The sequence below is a fragment of the Sorangium sp. So ce887 genome, from assembly GCF_051521455.1.
Lineage (GTDB): Bacteria > Myxococcota_A > Polyangia > Polyangiales > Polyangiaceae > Sorangium.
This window is the reverse complement of record NZ_CP150354.1, coordinates 9,133,843-9,149,171: the sequence shown is the minus strand read 5'-3', so window position 1 is coordinate 9,149,171 and position 15,329 is coordinate 9,133,843. Positions and strand designations below refer to the sequence as shown.

The following is a 15,329-nucleotide window of genomic DNA, read 5'->3' as shown; positions in this document are numbered from 1 at the left end:
GCGGCGCGCGCCCGGTGGCCGAAGCATCGACACCATGATCGACCTCTGGCACCTCCGCGGTCGCGCGGGCGTCCTGGCGTTCACCGCGGCGTTCACCGCGGCGCTGCCGGCGTCGGCCGAGCCTGCGGGCGCAGCCTCGCCCGCGCGGCTCGGGCAAACCGCCCAGGCCGCGCAGCTCACGGGCTCCGGGCGAGCCGCGCACCCGGCGGGCGCCGGGCGACCTGCGCGGCCCGCGCGGCCTTGCGTGGTGCTCCCGACGGCGCTCGCGCCCGAGGCCGTGGAGCGCGCCGCGCCGCTCGCGAGCGCGCTCGACGGGCTCCTCTCGGACACCGCGCAGGACCTCGGCCTGTCGGTGGATCTGGCCGACCGCGCCCCCTCGCGATCGCGGCCCGACGAGGCCGAGCTCATGGAGCGCGCGCGCTCGAGCGACAGGCTCTTCATCGCGCCGAGCCTCGACCTGCGCGGCGACGAGGTGCAGCTCAGGCTGGCGCTCGCGTCCGGCGGCACGCGGTCGCTGCGGGTGCGCGTGGAGCGCGTCGCGCGCGACGACCTCGCGGTGCGCGCCGCGGTGATGCTCCGCGACCTCGTGGCCGAGCTCGACGCCGGCGCCGCGGGCCCGTTCCCGGGCCACGAGGCGCCGTGCGCCGAGCGGTGCCGCGGGCGCCTCGCCACGCCGGCGCGCAGCCTGGGGAAGGCGACGCTCGCGGCCAACGCGACGCTCTACGGCGGCCTCGTGGGCTTCTCGATCCAGCGATCGAGCGGCTCGGACGACCCGCGCCTGCTCTACCCGCTCCTCGCGGTCGGGGCCGGCATCGGGCTCGGCGGGGCGATCATCATCGCGGAGGAGTGGGACGTCGGCGTGGCCGACGCGTGGTACCTCGGGTCCGGCACGTGGTGGCCGACGATCGCGGGCCACCTGATCTACCAGGGCCGCTTCGCGAAGCACGCCGAGGATCCGGGCCAGGAGCGCTGGGCTTCCGGGCTCATCGGGGGCACCGCCGGGATCACGCTGGCGGCGCTGGGGCTCTCGCTGGGCCCCATGTCCGAGGGCGGCGCGCTGATGGCGCAGTCGGGCGGCGGGCTGGGGCTCCTGCTGGGCGGGCTTGTCGAGTGGGCGGCCCGGGGCGACGTGCAGCGCACGCCGATCGCGGGGATGGGCTACGGCGCGGCGCTCGGCTGGCTGGCGTCGGCCGCGGCGGCGACGCAGCTCGACGTCACCGCATCGGAGGTCCTGACGGTCGACGTGGGCGCGCTGCTCGGCGGCCTGGGCGCCGCCGCGCTCGCCAGCCCGCTCGTCTTCGATTCTCCGACCGAGGCCCAGCAGCGGGCCTGGGTCGGCGCCGCCGCCGGCGGGTTTTTGCTGGGGGCGGGCGTCGCGTGGTGCCTGACGCGTCCGGCCGCGGCAGGCGCCCGTGGCGCGAGCCCCTCGTGGAACCGGTTCGGCCTGCCCATGCTGGGAGTGATAGGAGAGAGCGTGGTCGGGAGCCGGCGAGCGCCCGCGCTCGGCCTCGGGTGGCAGGGGGCGATTCCGTAGGAGCTATGAAGATCACGATCACCGAGCTGGATGCAGGGACGCGCCTCGACAAGCTGCTCGTGCAGCTTTTACCCGGGCTGGGCCGGGCGGGTGCGAAGCGGCTGTTCTCCGAGGGGCGCGTGCGCGTGCTCAGCGAGGGGAAGAGCGGTGCCGGCCGGCGCGCGTCGAAGGGCGACGTTGCGGCGGCGGGCGAGGTGCTGGAGGTCGACGTCGAGCCGACCGAGGCCTCCGGGGCGGCGACGCCGGATCCTGAGGTGCCGCTCGAGGTGGTGCTCGAGCGCGACGACCTCGTTGTGGTGAACAAGCCCGCCGGGATGCCGACGGCACCGCTCGATCCCGGGGAGCGCGGGACGCTCGCGAACGCCCTCGTCGCGCGGTACCCCGAGATGGCGGCGATCGGCTTCTCCCCGCGGGAGCCCGGGCTGTGCCACCGGCTGGACACCGACACGAGCGGCCTCGTGCTCGCGGCGCGCACGGCCGCGGCGTTCGCGGCGCTGGGCGCCGGGCTGAAGGAGGGGCGGCTCGACAAGCGCTACCTGCTGATCTGCCAGATCGGCGATCTCCCGGAGATGGGCTCGATCGAGGTGCCGCTCGCGCCGCACCCGAAGGACAAGAAGCGGGTCTACCCGTGCATCCACCCGCGCGACGTGGTGCGCTACGCGCCGCGGCCGGCGGCGACGATGTACAAGCGCGTGCGGCAGGTGGGGCTCTGGGAGCTCGTCGAGGCGCGCGCCCCGCGGGCGCTGCGGCACCAGATCCGGGCGCACTTCGCGTCGGTGGGGCACCCGCTGGCCGGCGATGTGCTCTACGGCGGGCCCGCGGTGGAGGGGCTGAGCCGCCACGCGCTGCACGCGCACTATATCGGGTGGGGCGGCAGCGAAGCGGTGCCTGCGTTCGTGGTGACGTCGCCGCTGCCCGCGGACATGGCGGCGCTGGTCGGCGAGGTCTGAGCCGGGCCCCGCGCCGCGGGCTCACCCGATCGCGGCCGCGGGGCGCGCGCTCTGCGCCGCCGCGCGCGCCCGGCGGCAGGGCGCGCGCGGCGGCTCAGGGGACGCCGCGGCGGATCAGGGCGCGCTCGCCTCGACGACATGACCGTTCACATCGCGCGCCCGCGCCGTGATCCGGAGGTCGTCCGCCGCCGCCGTCCCGTCGAGATCGCTGAAGCGGAACGCGATGAGATACGCCGAGGACTCCGCGTTGAACTTCGCCGGCTCGATCCGGATGCCCCCGAGGCTCTGTTCGTCGATGATCGCGGCGTCGCCCTCCGCTGTATATTTACGATTCCACTCGTCGTAATTGAACACCCGCTCCTCGATGACCTCGCCGGTCGAGCGGCTCTCCGTCGCGACCGAGATCTCGGTGAGGCCTGGCGCGATGCCGGGCAGGGTGGCCTCGACCTCGACCGAGACGCTCGACGTGGAGTCCTCGTCGGTGCGGCGCACGGCGAGCGCCGGGGGCAGCCCGCCCGGCGTCGGGAGGAAGCGGAGCGGGTGCACGCAATACACCTTCTCGGTCCCTCCCTCGCGGATCTCGAAGTGCAGGTGGGGGAACAGGCTGCTGGCGGCGAGGCCGGTGTAGCCGATGTGCTCTCCGCGCCCGACCTGATCGCCGGTCTCGACGAGCGGCAACGCCAGGTGGATGTAGGTGCTGTAGAAGCACGCGCCCGGCTCGTCGCAGTGCTCGATCTGCACCACGACGTCCTCGAAATCGTCGTAGCGGCCTGCGCGCGTCACCCTCCCGTCGGCCACCGCGTACACCGGGGTGCCCATGACGGTGGGGATATCGATGCCCCGGTGAAAGTCATAGACGCCGTCGCGCGAGGTCTGAAGACGGGGCCCGAAGCTCGACGACATCGGCTGGAGCTCGTCCGTCCCCCCGATCGGCCACACGAGATCTGCGCCCTCCGGGTCCGAGCCGCAGCCGGCGACGACAGCAGAGAGGGCCAGTAAAAGCGCGAGATACGATGGCTTCATGGTGGGGAGTCCGTGGCGCGCGGGCGCAGTGCAGGTATCGAGTCCACGACGCGGCGCCGCGCGCTCATGGTATCGAAGCAGAGCACGGAAGTCGAGGTCACGGGCCCGCGCGCGGCCCTCCGGATCGGCGCCGTCGACGCCGCCGGCGATCGCGCGGGGGGGTCGTTCTTCTGCGGCCACGCCCTCAGGGCGTCGCCGGGGCCAGCGCGTACGACCGGTGCGTCATCGTCACGCCGAGGCTCGTGAGCGCCGGATCCACGGCGGTGCAGCGCACGAAGCTCCAGTTGTTCGGCGTGGCGAGCGCGAGCCCGAGGGAGCTGTCGGCGACCGTGCCCTCCCACTCGACGAGCGACACGTCGTCGAGGAACGCGGTGGCCTCGCCGCTCGCCGGCGCGCCCGCCCGGAAATAGAGCCGCACGGAGCCCGCGTTCGCCGGCGGGGTGAGGTTGACGGAGAACTGCTGCCAGTCGTAGGTGCCGCCCACGCGCGTGAACACGACGCTGTTCGACACGCTCGCCCCGCCGCTCGTGTACCAGTAGACCTGCACGCGCATCTGCCCGGCGTTGTCCCCCTTCGCGAATCCGGTCAAGGTCAGCTTGCGGCCGGGCTCGAACTTGACGCGGTTGTTCATGTACGTCGAGACCTCGGACGTGCTGTTCGACTTGCGCAGGAACACCATCGCGCCGGTCCCGCCGTGGACGACGCTGTTCTGGATGTAGCGGTATTCGCTCACCGACCACATCGAGCCTTCGTGGAAGGCGTCGTCGACGTCGCTGTCCTCGAAGTCGCCGTAGAGCATGATCTCCCGGCCGTAATCGCAGCTCGCGGCGGCGGTCGTCCGGAGGGCGGCGAGCGAGTCCGCGGCGGAAGACCGCACGTGCTCGACGGGCCCCGTGGCGCGGCTCTTGAGCGGCACGATCCGCGTCTCGACGTGCTCGCTCGTCGTGTACTGCGACGGATCGCTCACCGCGACGGCCCGCGGGCCGCTCGCGAACACGACCGCTCCGGTCATGCCGTCCGCCGCCTCGCTGGGCGACGGCGCCGTCGGCAGCGTCGTGGAGAGGTGGCCGATGTGGCGGGCCGCCCGGCCGAGCCAGGCGCCGCCCACGAGCTTCGGGACGTAGTCCTCGTTCTGGAACGGGATGAGCTGCACGCGGTGCACCGCGCGGTTGCCGCTCGAGTCCTCGTCGATGTCGATCGCGGCGAGGTACGACTGGTACGTCTCGAAGACGTCCTGATCGAAGACCATGTTGCCGAGCGACATGAAGACGAAGCGGGGGCCGGCGCCGGCGTCGTACAGCCCGACGCCGTGGATCGTGTGCGGGTGGTGCGCCACGACCATGCCGGCGCCCTTCTGGACGAGCTGGATGAACCGCCGCCGCATGCCGGACGTCGGATAGTCGCTGTACTCGGTGCCCCCGTGCAGCACCGGGATGCCGAAGCGCCCGGCCGCGTCCTCCTCCATGAAGTCGCTGATCTCCGCGAGGCTGAGCTCGAGCGCGCCGGCCTTGGCAGGAGGCCCGTCGGAGGCGATGAGCGTGTACGCCGAGGCCGTCGTCCCGTCGTTGACGAGCTGGTTGAACCCCTGGAAGGCCATGTCGACGCCGCGGAGCGTCCGGTAGAGCACGGTGCCCTTCGCCGTCGTCTCGTCGGGCCCGGCGCCGAACCAGTCGAGGCCGGCGCTCGGCACGGCGCTGAGCGTGTCGGTGACGCCTCCCTCGAGGTAATCGAACATGTGGTTGTTCGCGAGGCTCACGGCGTCCACGCCGGAGAGCGCGAGCGCCCTGACCGTCTCGGGGTAGGAGAAGAACGTGAACGACTTGTACGGGTGGGGCGTCGCCGCGCTGGCGGTGACGGGGGACTCCAGGTTGACCTGCGTGTAGTCGGCCGACGAGAGGACGTCGCGCAGGAAGGAGAGGACGGCGAGCGCGTCCGCCTCCCGCGTATCGGGGCGGATCAGGTCGCCGGCCTCCCCCTCGACCCCGTCGGCGTCGCTGTCGACGAAGCGCCGCCCGAACATCGTATCGCCTCCCACGAGGAGCCGGGCGCGGCCCGCGCGCTGCTCGGTCAGCACGACGCGGCCGACCTCGGCGCTGGCCGCGGCGAGCGGCCGGTGCAGGTCGGCGGGGACGATCTCGCTGTAGTACCCGTCGACCTCGACGCGCAGCAGCACCGAGCGCCGCGCGAGCGCCGCCAGCGTGAACGCGCCCGCCTCGTCCGTGAAGGCGAGCTCGCCGTCGTTGACCGCGCCGCTCCCCCAGCCGATGGCCGTCACCTCCGCCCCCGCGATCGGCGACCCCGCCTCGTCGACGACGACGCCGGTGGCATCGATGGGCGTCGCCGCGTACGTCGCGTCGAACGCCGCCTCGGTCGCGTCGAAGCGGTAAGCGGCCATCGCCTCGCCCGCGGGGAGCGCGGCGCAGAGCGCGGCGCACGCGGACAGGGAGGGGAGAGTGGTTGCGGAGAGGACGCGTTTTCTTGTCATGATCGCTCCCTGTCTGTTGGGGGCCTGTCCAGGACGGCTGATATCAAGCGAGGGTGACGACGCCAGAGCAGAGCTCCGCCGGGATCCGTCAGCCACGTGCGAAAATGCCGTGTGACCGGATACCAGCGTTTCTCGTCCGAGCGTCGAGCGGGGCGCTCACCCCTCGCTGCAGAGACAACGAGAGCGCCGACCCATGCATGATTCGATCCGTTTCAGTGTCGATGCGTGCGACAATGATGATCACGACGAAACTATCATGGTCTCAACAGACATTGCTATGCGCTCGAGTGGCGCGCGGGCGTTTTCTTGGATGAACAGCGCGGGCGCCAGCGCCAGAGAGCCGTCTCGACATCCAACGTCGCTGTCGCCTTTTTCGTGCGCGGACGCGTGAACGCACGGCGCGCTGCGGTGATGCGCGACTGCGTCGCACACGTACGCACCGCTTGTGCATCGCCGTCTTGCGCCTCGGGCGGCGCCGTCGACGGGTGAGCTGCGTGAGAGAGTGGCAGTTGTAGGGAGCTTGAAGCCTCGCGGCGGAGCCGGCTCCGGCTGCTGGCGCGTGCGTGGAGGGAGCTGGGACTGGCCGCTTCTTCTCCGCTGTCGGAGAGCGGGAGCTCGGTATCCTCAGGTGCGCTACGCGGCGGCGGAGACCGCCTTCTTCCCGTTCCGCGGTGCTGCCCTGCTCGCGCCGGCGCCCTGCGGCTTGGTCGGCGTGGCGCCCGCGGGCGGGGTGGAGACGGCGCGGGCGAGCGCGGCGGCGATGGCCGCCGTCATCCGCGCGGTCGGCAGCCGCGGCGTGAAGGCGAGCACGCGCTCGCCGGGGCGCCGGCCGCGCGAGGACCGGCCGCTCTTCGCGAGCCGCTCGACGGCGCGCTCGCACGGCGAGCCCGGGGCGACGCGCAGCAGGACCTCGGGCAGCCCGATGGCGCCGCCGGCGCCGGACGCGTAGACGACGCCGATCTCGATCGCCACGAAGCCGGGGAGCGCTGCGCGCGGCGAGAGGCCGAGCCGGAGCTCGTCGGCGTCGGGGCTGCCGTCCGGGATGCGGAGGCGGCCGACGATGCGGAGCTCCGGCGCCGTGGCCGCGGCGCGGGCCGCCGCGCTTGTCGCCCTGGCCGTCGCGCTCGCGGGCGTCTTGGCCGCGGGGCGTGGCGCCGCGCTCGCGGGCGCCTTGATGGACCGCCGCACGCGCCGCGCGACGTCGCGCAGGAACGCGACCGGCCGCGCCGCCGGATCGGCGGGGAGCTCGGCGAGGCGGCCGGTGCAGAAGATCGCGAGCAGCGCCGTCGCGTCGAGCGCGAGCAGGTGGGCGTGGTACGGCGAGATGCCCGCCACGGTGTAGACGCCCGCGCCGAGCGCGCCGAGCAGCGCGGCGAGCAGCGCCTTGCCGGCGCGCGTCGAGACGTCGAGGTAGACGCCGCGCGCCCGCGGAGGCTCGCGAAAGGCCTCGGCTTCCGAGACGGGGAGCCATTTGCCCGGGCGCCGCAGGGCCGCGCCGGCGCGCTCCGGGCGGGGGGTGCGGTGCGCCGCGAGCGCGGTCGCCGCGACCACGAGGGCGGCGCCCGCCGTGCCGTCCCGCAGCAGGAGCTCCAGCGCGACGCCCGCGACGAGCGCGAGCCCCGCGAGGGCGGCGCGCGGCGCGAGCGGGATCGGGACGAGGGGCCGAGGCGCGACGCCCGCGGCGCGCGCGAGGCGCTCGTGCTCGCGCCCCTTGAGCGCGACGAGGGCGCTGTAGAGCGCGAAGAGGACCGCGCCGGCGGCGAGGTAGAGCGTGCGGCTGCGGTCGGGGCTCGAGGCCGCGGCGTCCGCCAGCCGTCCGAGCACGTCGGCGCCCGGTGGCGCCGCGGCGGGCTCGGGCTGGAAGGCGCGCGCGTCGGCGCGGATCGCCCACCCCATCGGCTCGGCCTTCGGGGCGTACGGGCGGAGCAGCTCGATCTCGTCCTTGTCGACCGAGCGGCGGAGCGTGGAGAGCGTCGTCGGCGCCGCGAACGCGCCTTCGTCCGGCGCCTCGCCCGCCGCGTCGGCGCGCGGCTCGTCGACGCGCGGCTCGTCGGGCGCGGCCGGGAGCGCGACGGTGAGCCGCGCCGAGTCGTAGCCGTCGTCCCAGAGGGGCCCGGTCCACGAGATGCGGGCGCTCGGGCCGTCCTGCTGGATGAGCCCTCGCTTCATGAGGTCCGTGCGGTAGCGGAAGAAGAGCACGAACACGCCGCGGCTCAGGCCCTTGCCGTCGAAGCGGGCCCGCAGCGCCGGCGGGCGGGGCGTCCCGTCCTCGCGCGGGCGGAGATCGGGCGGAAGGAGCTCGAGCGCGACCGGCGTCGCGGACGCGAGCGAGCTCGCCTCCGCGGCCTTGAGGGGCACGGCGTAGCTGCCCGGATCGAGCTCGGCGTCCGGGTCGACGCCGCGGATGTCGAGCGTGCGGAGCGGCCCGCCCGAGATCTTCAAGGTGACCTTGTGCTCGACCGTGGCGGCGCCGGCCCGGTCGATCGCGAGCCGCACGTCGTCTCCGGCGACGTGCACCTCGACCCACGCGCGCGCCGGGAGCGCGAACGCGAGCGACACGAGCGCCGCCAGGAGCGGGAGCAGCAGCGCCGGCCCGGGGCGGCGGGCGATGCGAGAGGGCATGGTGCAGACGTCCCACGGCGCCGCGCGCGGGGCCAAGTTCTGGGGGCGGCGCTCGGCCCCCGGCGCCGGCCTGCCGACGCGGCGGGGGCCGCGCTGCCTGCGCGATCGCCGATCAGGGGGCAGCGGGCGTGATCAGAACGCGACGCCGAGCGAGAGCGACCCCATGAGCTTGATCTTGCCCGTCTTCTCGTAGAAGACGTACGGCTGGTAGTTGCCTGCGGTGACCTCCGCCGGGGGGGCGAGCGCGACGCCGAGCCCGAACCCGCCCGACATGGCGAACCCGCCGTCGCGGCTGAAGATGTTCGTGCTCCCGATGATGAGGCCGAGGACGGCGCTGCTCACGTCGCGCTTCCCGGTGACGGCCTGGGAAGGCGTGTAGACCGCCTCGAACGACTCGTAGCCGAGGCGTCCTTTCACCCAGAACCCCCGTAGCGGCTTGCCTTCCACGTAGATACCGATGTCGGCCGCGAGCGCGTATCCGGTCGTGTCCATCGTCGCGTCCTCGAGAGAGCCCCAGATCCAGGACGGCGCGAGGCCGATGGTGAGCGGTCCGAGGATGGCGATCTCGCCCTCGAAGGTCACCCGGCCGAAGAGGAGATCCAGGGCGTTGTAGCGGACCGACCAGCGGCAGCAGGTCGCCTCGGGCGGCATCGGGGGCGGCGGCGGTCCGGCCGGGAGGGCGTAACCCTGATCATAGCCGGGCGGCTGCTGGGGATAGCCTTGCTGAGGGTAGCCCTGCTGGGGATAGCCTTGCTGGGGATAGCCTTGCTGCTGAGGGTAGCCCTGCTGGGGATAGCCTTGCTGGGGATAGCCTTGCTGCTGAGGGTAGCCCTGCTGGGGATGGCCTTGCTGCTGAGGATAGCCCTGCTGGGGATAGCCTTGCTGCTGAGGGTAGCCTTGCTGCTGAGGATAACCCTGCTGGGGGTAGCCTTGCTGCTGGGGATAGCCTTGCTGAGGATAACCCTGCTGCTGAGGATAACCCTGCTGCTGAGGATAACCCTGCTGCTGAGGATACCCGGTCTGCGGCTGGGCAGCTCCGCCGGGCTGTCCCTGGCCTTGCGGGAGCGGCTGAGCGGGCTCTTGCGCCGCCGACGCGGGCGCGAGGAGGAGCGCGCCGAGTCCGAGCAGCACGCCGCAGGCTGCCGAGCGGGGGGCCATCCCGGAGGAGGGCGCGCGCGCTGGGCCCCGACCCGTGGTGAAAGCGCAATCCATGGCGGTCGACTCTACCGAATCCCGAGCAGGCCGGCTACACGCGCGCCGCGAACCGTCGCTGCGCTCGCGCGCGCGATCTGCTGCCTGTAGTCTCCGTCCCAATGCCGCCGGTCCCCGACGTCGTCACCGCTGCCGTTCCCGCGCCCGGAAGCCTCGCCTCCAGCGGGCCCGCGGCCGTGCCGGCGGCCGATCCGGGCGCGGCGCGCGGCGCCGAGACCTCCCCGGCAGAGCTCGATCGCGCGCTGTTCGAGCTGGGCGAGGCGGCCCTCGGGTTCGCGCGCATGCCGGCCCGCGAGAAGGCCTCCCTGCTCCGCTCGTTGCTCCCGGGCCTGCTCGCCGCCGCGCGCCCGCAGGTCGAGGCGTCGTGCGCCGCCGCGGGGCTCGACCCCGGCGCGGCGGCGAGCGGCGAGGCGTGGCTCACGGGGCCGTGCGCGACGCTCTCGCAGGTGCGCCTCCTGGCCGAGGCGCTCGAGGACATCGCCGCGCGCGGCCGCCCGCGGCTCGGCCGCGGGGCGGTGCGCGCCCGCGCCGACGGCCGGATCGAGGTGGACGTGTTCCCGGCGGGCCTGAAGGACGCCGCGCTCCACGGGCCCCTCCGCGTGCGCGCCCTGATGCAGCCCGGAGCGACGCGCGCCGGCGTCCGGGAAGAGCAGGCGCGCTTCTACCAGCAGCGCGACCCCGAGGGCGGCGTCGCGCTCGTGCTCGGCGCGGGCGACGTCGCGAGCCTCCCGCTCCGGGATGCGCTCCACGAGCTCTTCGTCGACGGGCGGGTCGTGGCGCTCGCGATGAGCCCCGGGAGCGCCCCCCTCGGCGCCCTCCTCGAGCGCGCCCTCGCGCCGCTCGTCTCGCGCGGACTCCTCCGCTTCGTGTACGGCGGCGCCGAGGCGGCCGCCTACCTCGCGGCCCACCCCGCCGTCTCGGAGGTCCACGTCAACGGCGCGGCGGCGGCGCACGACGCGCTCGTCTGGGGGCCCCCGGGCCCTCTGCAGACGCGCCGGCGGGCGTCGGGAGAGCGGCTGCTCGACAAGCCCGTCTCCTCGGTGCTCGGCGGCATCCACCCCGTCCTCGTGACGCCGTGGCTCTACGGCGAGGACGAGCTCTGGTTCCAGGTGAGGCTCCTCGCGAGCCGGATCGTGAGCAGCGCCTCGCTCGGCGACCCCGCGGCGCACGTCCTCGTGCTGCCCAGGGGCTTCGTGCAGCGGCCGCTGCTCCTCCGGATGCTCCACCGCGCGCTCGCCGCGGTGCCGCCGCGGCGCGCCGCCCATCCGGAGGCCGAGGCGCGGCACGCCGCGCTCACGGCCGGGCGCCCGCCGCTCGAGCGCGAGCGCCTCGACGGCTCCGCCGACGCGCCGCTGCCGTGCGGCGTCGTGCGCATCGGCGAGCCCGGGCCGGGCGCGCTCCCGTGGACGCTGATCGCCGGGCTCTCCGCGTCGGACGCCGACGAGCCGCTGTTCTCGACCGAGCCGCTCTGCGGCGTCCTCTCCATCGTCGAGATCGGCTCGAGCGATCCGGTGGAGTTCCTGGAAGCGGCGACCCGCCTCTGCAACGACCGCCTCCAGGGCACCCTGGGCGCGTCGATCATCGCGCACCCGATCAGCGAGGAGGACCCCGCCGTCGGCGCCGCGCTCGACCGCGCCCTCCTCGAGCTCCGGTACGGCGTGATCGCGGTGAACCAGGCGCCCGCCGCCGCGCACGCGATCGTCGTTCCACCCTGGGGCGGCCACCCGAGCGCCACGCTCGCGGACATCCAGAGCGGGCTCGGCTTCGTGCACAACACGGCGATGCTCGGGCAGGTCGAGAAGACCCTCCTGCGCGCGCCGCTCACCACCTTCCCTCGGCCGCCCGGCTTCGTCGATCACCGGCGCTCTCACGTCGTGGGCGAGCGGCTCGCTGCCTGCGCTGCCGATCCACGGTGGGGCAACGTCGCGCGCGCCGTGGCGGCCGCGCTGCGCGGGTGATCCAGCGCGGGGGCGCCGGGCGCTCGGGCGAGGCCCGGACGCACAAAGCAGGTGGCGCCCACCAGGCTCCTGGTGAGCGCCACCCATCGCGCCCTCGCCGTCGAGAGGCGCTCTCTTCACTCACGCCGTCATGTCGACGCCGCGATCAGGAGGGAAGCGACGAGCGGAACTCCTTCACCTTCTCCAGGATGTCGCGCAGCGCGTTCCGCGAGGTCTCGGAGACGTCCTCGGCGAGCTTCTCGGCGTCGAGGAGCGTGGGCTCCAGCTTGCCCCAGGCGTCCTTCGCCTCCATGCCGGCGAGGTGGAGCCTGACGCGGATCTCGTCGCGCAGGGTCTGGAGCGACTCCAGGCTCTTGGTCAGATCGCTCTTCAGCTCGGACGTGATGTTGCTCATTCTTGTCCTCCCGTATCTACGAGGTGTGGGTAGCTCCGGCGCCAATGCATCGGCCGCGCCAGGCAGCGCGCTTCGACGCGGCGCGCGACGCCCGCGCGTCCAGACCGGAGCCGAGCCCATCCATCCCGCGAGCAACTGCCGCGCGGCGCCCTCCTCCGGTGTGGCGAAATTGCTCGGTAACGTGCGTTTTTGCCCCGCCGAGGCGCGAGCGCGCCTGCGCGCTCCTCAGACGAGCGCCCTCTGCGCGAAGACGATCCCGTCGTGGTCGGCATAGACAAACCCGCCAGGAACATAGGTGATCCCGGCGAACGTCACGGCGACGTCGCGGTCCCCCGCGCCCTTCTTGTTGCTCTTTCGCGGGTGCGTCGCGAGGGCCTTCACGCCGATCGGGATGCGGGCGATCTCCTCCGCGTCGCGGATGCAGCCGTACACGAGCACCCCGGCCCAGCCGTTCTGATGCGCGATCGCGGCGATGTTGTCCCCGAGGAGCGCGCAGCGGAGCGAGCCGCCTCCGTCCACGACCAGCACCCGCCCCTGGCCCGGCTCTTCGAACGCCTTGCGGACGAGCACGTTGTCCTCGTGGACCTTCACCGTCGAGACGGGCCCGTGAAACAGGCGAGCCCCGCCGTAATCCCGGAAGATCGGATCGGCGACGGCGACGGCGTCCGGGTGGTCATCGCACAGATCCGTGGTTCGAACCGTGGTGTGTGAGCTCATGACGACTCCTTGGCTGCTCCGCTGTCCTTGCCTGCGCCCGTGCCGGCGAAGGTCGCCGCGTCGACCCCGTGGCGGACGAGCCACCGGCGCAGCTGGTTCCGGTGCATCCCGAGCGAGCGGGCCGCGCGCGTGACGTTCCCCTGCTCGCGCCGCAGCGCCATCTCGATGGCGATCCGCCGCAGCTCCACCGGCGCCGGCGTGCGCTTCGCGACCTCCGTGATGTCGAGGCCCGCGGACGGCGCGAGGTCCGACGCCGCCACCACGGCGCGCCCGGCCGCGTGCGCCGACTGGCCCGCCTGCCGCACCTCGCGGAGCAGCTCCCGCACGTTGCCCGGCCACGCGCGCAGCGCGCACGACTCCACGAGGCTGACGCCCTGCGCGAGCCGCGCGCCGTCGCGCCGGAGCTCCGCCGCGATCAGCCAGGGCAGCTCCTCGAGCCGCTCCGTCAGCGCGGGGATCCGCACCTCGGGCCGGCCGATCCGGTAGTAGAGGTCCTCCCGGAAACGGCGCGCCGCGACCTCGGCCTGGAGATCCCTCAGGGTGGCCGCGCAGAGCCGGAACTCCACCTTGCGCGGGCGCGTGTCGCCGAGCGCGAGCACCTCGCGCGTCTCGAGGACGCGGAGCAGCTTGGGCTGAACCGACGCATCGAGCTCCCCGATCTCGTCGAGGAACAGCGTGCCGCCGTGCGCGGCCTGGACATAGCCCTCCGCGTCGGCGTTCGCGTCCGAGTACGCCCCGCGCCGCGCCCCGAAGAGCAGCCGCTCCGCGAGGCCCTCCGGGATCGCGGCGCAGTTCACGGCGACGAAGGGGCCGCCGCGCCCCGTCGCCGCGTGGAAGGCGCGCGCCGCGAGCTCCTTGCCCGAGCCGCTCGGCCCGGTGAGCAGCAGCGTCTCGCCGCGCGCCCCCGCGCGGGCGATCAGCTCGCGGGTCTGCCTCAGCGTGGGGCCGACGACCTCGTCCACGTGCTCCAGGACGCCGCCCCGCTGGAACGGCGCGACGTCGGCGGTGAAGCGCAGCAGCGTGCCCCCGATCCGGAGCAAGCGCGGCAGCGACGGGAAGACCTGCTCCTCGACCTGCTCGCCGTCGACGAAGGTGCCGTTCCTGCTGCCGAGATCGGTGATCTGCAGGCCCTGGCCCGAGAGCGCGATGCGGGTGTGCCGGCGCGACACCTGCTCGTCGTCGACGACCACCGTGTCGTCCGCAGACGCACGACCGAGCACGACCGCGCCGTCCCCGAGCGGGATCGGCGCGCACGCAGGCCGCCCCCGGGTGAAGATGACCACGAGGCCGGGCGTCGCCGCCGCCGTGGGCGCCGCCTCTGCGTCGGACGCCCTGACCGTGGACTGATCGTCAGCACCCACACGGTAGGCATACCCGATCCCGGGCAACCCTGGAGGATCCGCGGAATAGGTTGCGCTGTAATTGTAAAAATCTAATCTCGGTGTGACGCCTGCGCGATCCTCGTCGCGAGCGCGTCGCGGGCGGGGGCGGTCAGTACCGCGGCACCGAGGGGTCCACGTCCTGCGACCACGCGTCGATCCCGCCCTGGAGGTTGTAGAGGTTCCGGAAACCCTTCGCGAGGTAGTGCTCGGCGGCCGCCTGGCTGCGCCCGCCGTGGTGGCAGTGGAAGACGATCCGCGCGTCCTTGGCGAGCGTCTCCAGGTACTGCTGGCCTTCCTGGTCGAGGTGGCGAGCCCCCTCGATATTCGCGAGCTTGCGCTCCTGCTCGGTCCGGACGTCGAAGAGCTCGAGCGTCTCGCCGCCGTCGCGCATCGCCTTGAGCGCGGCGGGCGAGAGCTGCTTGACCTTCGGCGAGTCGTTCGGGCTCTCCAGCTTGAAGCCGCCGCCGGAGGCGCCATCGACGAAGTCGATCGACAGCCCCTCGGCGCGCCGCGCGCTCGCCCGGTCGAGCAGGAACACCATCCCGCCGGCCTCGACCTCGACGTCGCCTGCCTGCTTCGGGCCGAAGTAGAGGCCGTAGGTGTGCGAGGGGTCGATCTCGATGTGAACGAAGTCGGCGTCGGACTCCCGCGCGGACGCGAACGCGGTGATCGCCGCCTGGGTCACGCGGATGGAGGGCGGCGCCTGCGGCTCGCCCTGCGCGAGCCCGAGCGTCTTCACCAGCTCCCCTGTCGCGTGCAGCTCCTTCACGATGTCGCAGCCGCCGACGAACTCGCCGCGGATGTAGAGCTGCGGGATCGTGGGCCAGCTCGAGAACTCCTTGATGCCGTCGCGCAGCGCGGGATCCGAGAGGACGTCCACCGTCCGGTACTCGGGCAGGTGCTCGTCGAGCATGCTCACCACCGTGGCGGAGAAGCCGCACTGAGGCATGGTCCGCGTCCCCTTCATGAACAGGACGACGTCGTTCTCGCGGATGATGGTGGCGATCCTGGCCCGCATGGGCTCGCTGAGGCTCATGTGCTTGCTCTCCGTC

General features: G+C 73.6%; 12 protein-coding genes. 4 read left to right on the top strand and 8 right to left on the bottom strand.

The window, feature by feature from the left end; genetic code table 11:
• Positions 1-34: 34 nt before the first annotated feature.
• Together WMF36_RS34200 and WMF36_RS34195 are read left to right on the top strand one after the other, a co-directional pair.
• Entirely contained in the window at positions 35-1,534 is a 1,500-nt protein-coding gene (locus WMF36_RS34200; protein ID WP_437574990.1) for a hypothetical protein, read from the top strand.
• A 5-nt stretch (positions 1,535-1,539) separates the two neighbouring features.
• Positions 1,540-2,484, top strand: a complete 945-nt coding sequence (locus WMF36_RS34195; protein WP_437574989.1) for an RluA family pseudouridine synthase — start codon at positions 1,540-1,542, stop codon at positions 2,482-2,484.
• A gap of 114 nt (positions 2,485-2,598) precedes the next feature.
• On the opposite strand, the gene WMF36_RS34190 is transcribed toward WMF36_RS34195, so the two are convergent.
• From WMF36_RS34190 to WMF36_RS34175, 4 genes are all read right to left on the bottom strand, one after another.
• The gene (locus WMF36_RS34190; protein WP_437574988.1) at positions 2,599-3,507 is read right to left on the bottom strand and encodes a M23 family metallopeptidase; all 909 of its coding nucleotides are present in this window, start codon (positions 3,505-3,507) and stop codon (positions 2,599-2,601) included.
• A gap of 184 nt (positions 3,508-3,691) precedes the next feature.
• Complete coding sequence (locus WMF36_RS34185) at positions 3,692-5,992, bottom strand: CapA family protein (RefSeq protein ID WP_437574987.1); 2,301 nt, start codon at positions 5,990-5,992, stop codon at positions 3,692-3,694.
• Positions 5,993-6,625: 633 nt separating this feature from the next.
• A complete protein-coding gene (locus WMF36_RS34180) occupies positions 6,626-8,614 on the bottom strand; it encodes a hypothetical protein (RefSeq protein WP_437574986.1) in 1,989 nt (662 codons plus the stop codon).
• 132 nt (positions 8,615-8,746) lie between these two features.
• Positions 8,747-9,265, bottom strand: a complete 519-nt coding sequence (locus WMF36_RS34175) for a hypothetical protein (RefSeq protein ID WP_437574985.1) — start codon at positions 9,263-9,265, stop codon at positions 8,747-8,749.
• 69 nt (positions 9,266-9,334) lie between these two features.
• Here WMF36_RS34175 and WMF36_RS34170 point away from each other — a divergent pair, with 69 nt between their 5' ends.
• Positions 9,335-9,916, top strand: a complete 582-nt coding sequence (locus WMF36_RS34170; protein ID WP_437574984.1) for a hypothetical protein — start codon at positions 9,335-9,337, stop codon at positions 9,914-9,916.
• Between the two features lie 11 nt (positions 9,917-9,927).
• Positions 9,928-11,784, top strand: a complete 1,857-nt coding sequence (locus tag WMF36_RS34165) for a hypothetical protein (protein WP_437574983.1) — start codon at positions 9,928-9,930, stop codon at positions 11,782-11,784.
• Positions 11,785-11,929: 145 nt separating this feature from the next.
• Here WMF36_RS34165 and WMF36_RS34160 read toward each other — a convergent pair whose 3' ends face one another.
• From WMF36_RS34160 to grxD, 4 genes are all read right to left on the bottom strand, one after another.
• The gene (locus tag WMF36_RS34160) at positions 11,930-12,178 is read right to left on the bottom strand and encodes a hypothetical protein (protein WP_020739535.1); all 249 of its coding nucleotides are present in this window, start codon (positions 12,176-12,178) and stop codon (positions 11,930-11,932) included.
• A 225-nt stretch (positions 12,179-12,403) separates the two neighbouring features.
• Positions 12,404-12,895, bottom strand: a complete 492-nt coding sequence (rraA, locus tag WMF36_RS34155) for a ribonuclease E activity regulator RraA (protein ID WP_437574982.1) — start codon at positions 12,893-12,895, stop codon at positions 12,404-12,406.
• Positions 12,892-14,256, bottom strand: coding sequence for a sigma 54-interacting transcriptional regulator (locus WMF36_RS34150; RefSeq protein WP_437574981.1), 1,365 nt, complete (start codon positions 14,254-14,256; stop codon positions 12,892-12,894). The genes rraA and WMF36_RS34150 overlap by 4 nt, the downstream gene beginning before the upstream one ends.
• Positions 14,257-14,386: 130 nt before the next feature.
• On the bottom strand, positions 14,387-15,313 hold the full coding sequence (grxD, locus tag WMF36_RS34145; RefSeq protein ID WP_437574980.1) for a Grx4 family monothiol glutaredoxin: 927 nt from the start codon (positions 15,311-15,313) through the stop codon (positions 14,387-14,389).
• Positions 15,314-15,329 lie beyond the last annotated feature (16 nt).

Excerpts from the sequence above, each read along its gene's own strand:
- WMF36_RS34160 (WP_020739535.1), bottom strand. The coding sequence starts at position 12,178 with ATGAGCAACATCACGTCCGAGCTGAAGAGCGATCTGACCAAGAGCCTG.
- WMF36_RS34175 (WP_437574985.1), bottom strand. The coding sequence starts at position 9,265 with ATGCCGCCCGAGGCGACCTGCTGCCGCTGGTCGGTCCGCTACAACGCC.
- WMF36_RS34180 (WP_437574986.1), bottom strand. The coding sequence starts at position 8,614 with ATGCCCTCTCGCATCGCCCGCCGCCCCGGGCCGGCGCTGCTGCTCCCG.
- WMF36_RS34195 (WP_437574989.1), top strand. The coding sequence starts at position 1,540 with ATGAAGATCACGATCACCGAGCTGGATGCAGGGACGCGCCTCGACAAG.
- WMF36_RS34200 (WP_437574990.1), top strand. The coding sequence starts at position 35 with ATGATCGACCTCTGGCACCTCCGCGGTCGCGCGGGCGTCCTGGCGTTC.
- WMF36_RS34165 (WP_437574983.1), top strand. The coding sequence starts at position 9,928 with ATGCCGCCGGTCCCCGACGTCGTCACCGCTGCCGTTCCCGCGCCCGGA.
- WMF36_RS34190 (WP_437574988.1), bottom strand. The coding sequence starts at position 3,507 with ATGAAGCCATCGTATCTCGCGCTTTTACTGGCCCTCTCTGCTGTCGTC.
- WMF36_RS34185 (WP_437574987.1), bottom strand. The coding sequence starts at position 5,992 with ATGACAAGAAAACGCGTCCTCTCCGCAACCACTCTCCCCTCCCTGTCC.
- grxD (WP_437574980.1), bottom strand. The coding sequence starts at position 15,313 with ATGAGCCTCAGCGAGCCCATGCGGGCCAGGATCGCCACCATCATCCGC.
- rraA (WP_437574982.1), bottom strand. The coding sequence starts at position 12,895 with ATGAGCTCACACACCACGGTTCGAACCACGGATCTGTGCGATGACCAC.